At 58.7% G+C, this 1860-nt stretch carries 2 protein-coding genes; both read left to right on the top strand.

All coding sequences use genetic code 11. The annotated features are described in order from the left end of the window. Nucleotides 1–233, top strand: a 233-nt coding sequence (locus tag ACREAY_RS06995) for a hypothetical protein (RefSeq protein WP_431755049.1), incomplete at its 5' end; no start/stop codon positions are given. Nucleotides 234–353: 120 nt separating this feature from the next. Beyond that, nucleotides 354–1860 (top strand): methyl-accepting chemotaxis protein (locus ACREAY_RS06990; RefSeq protein WP_431755048.1); only part of this gene is annotated, 1507 nt, incomplete at its 3' end.

Below are 1860 nucleotides of genomic sequence, written 5' to 3'. Positions count from 1 at the left end.
GGACAGTGGTCATCGACCTCGCCGGCCCGGAGACGCCGGACCCGCAGCCGTCGCTCATCGGCTTTATAGTAAAGTGCATGGACGTCAGGGCAGACCACAAGCTGCTAGTTACGCTTGCAGACCCGGGCGCCATCTCGGCGCACGCAAAGGCCCTTGGCGGAGGCATTTCAGTTGCAGGCGCGGGAGAGGCGATAGGAATGCTCAGGCGCCTCGCAGTGGCAGCGAGTCTGTAATGAATTTGACATAATTCCCGTTTTATTGTCGGCGATGGCAGTATCACCAGATATTCCATGAACGGAAAGCCAACAGCAGCAGTAATAGTAAAGAAAAGCAGGCAGGGAGGGTCAACGTAAGTGATAAACCCCCTTGCGCACAGCCTGAACGGGCGGCTGATCGCCTTCTTTGTCGCAATGTCGGTGGTGCCCCTTGCGGCCCTTGCCGTCATCAGCTTTAACTCGGCGCAAAGCGCCATGGGAGACAAGATAAGCGCAGAGCTCCAGTCCCTTGCCACGAGCAGGGCGGAGGGCGTAAAGATAGTCAACGAAATGCGCGCCCAGCAGGCGACCTCTTTTTCGACCATTGAAAAGGTGCAGGAAGCCTTTGCAAACCCCGGCAGGGCAGAATACCAGCAACCGGTCAAGGCAGAGTTTGAAAAGTTCCGCCAGGCGACGGGCATGGAAGACGGCTTTTACAAGTTCAAGATGGCCTCAAGCGACGGGAGGGTCTTTATCTCTTCTGACCAGTCCGAGGTAGGCTCTAACCTGTCACAGGACGCCAGGTTCCAGCAGGCGATGTCGGAGACTGTGTCGTTTGTAGAATATGACAAGGAGGCCAAGATGGGCACCCGCATGATACTCGTGCCGGTGCGCGACGGCTCCAGCGACGCGCTGGGCGTCCTTTACGCAAGCGTCCACACCAACGTGGCTTCGCAGATACTCCTGAACAGGGAGGGCCTCGGCGAATCGGGAGAAACATACCTCGTCAACGGCTACGGGCTCATGATATCCGAGTCAAGGTTTGTAGAGGGCGCCGGCTTTAACCAGGTGGTAAACTCGCTCCCCGTCTCGGAATGCTTTGAGAACGGCAAGACGGTAAACGGTATCTACCCTGACTACAGGGGAATCCCGGTATACGGCGCCTCTGCCTGCGAAAAGGACGCCGGCTTTGTGCTGCTGGCAGAGTACGACGTCGCCGAGATAAACGCCCCGGTGACAAACCTCCAGAACCAGTACCTGCTGATCGGCGGGCCCATGGCCGGCGCGGTCGGCGTGGCTGCGTTCTTTATCTCGAGGTCCGTCTCAAGGCCCATAGTCAGCATAAGCAATGTCGCCAGGAAGGTGAGCGAGGGCGACCTGACGGTGGATGTGCAGGAGATGAAGTCCAAGGACGAGATAGGCAGGCTCTCGCACTCGTTCACAGAGATGGTAAAGAGCATACGCGACCTTGTCAAGGAGACCCAGACAGACTCGTTCACGCTTTCGTCGACGGCAGAGCAGCTTGCGGCATCCACCGAAGAGGTGAACGCGTCCATCAGCCAGGTGTCAACGAGCGTCCAGCAGATAGCCAAGGGGACGCAGGACCAGGCCAAGAGGCTGGAGGAGAACAACCGCACCGCAGAAGAGCTGAAGGAGACGATGAGCGGCATCTACAGGAACGCCGAAGAGGTGGCCGCGCAGGCGACCCAGACGGGCAGGACGGCCCAGTCGGGCCAGACTGCGGCCGCGGACGCTGCGCAGAGGATGAGCAAGATCCACGAGTTTGTCACCAAGGCGGTGACTGACATCAAGGGCATCAGCGAAAAGTCCGTCCAGATTGCCGACGCGCTGGGCGTGATAAACTCTATATCGGACAAGACCAACC

Source organism: Nitrososphaera sp. (assembly GCF_050748925.1).
In the GTDB taxonomy this organism is placed as follows: domain Archaea; phylum Thermoproteota; class Nitrososphaeria; order Nitrososphaerales; family Nitrososphaeraceae; genus Nitrososphaera.
The sequence above is the reverse complement of the archived record's forward strand: the minus strand, read 5'-3'. Positions and strand labels throughout refer to the sequence as shown.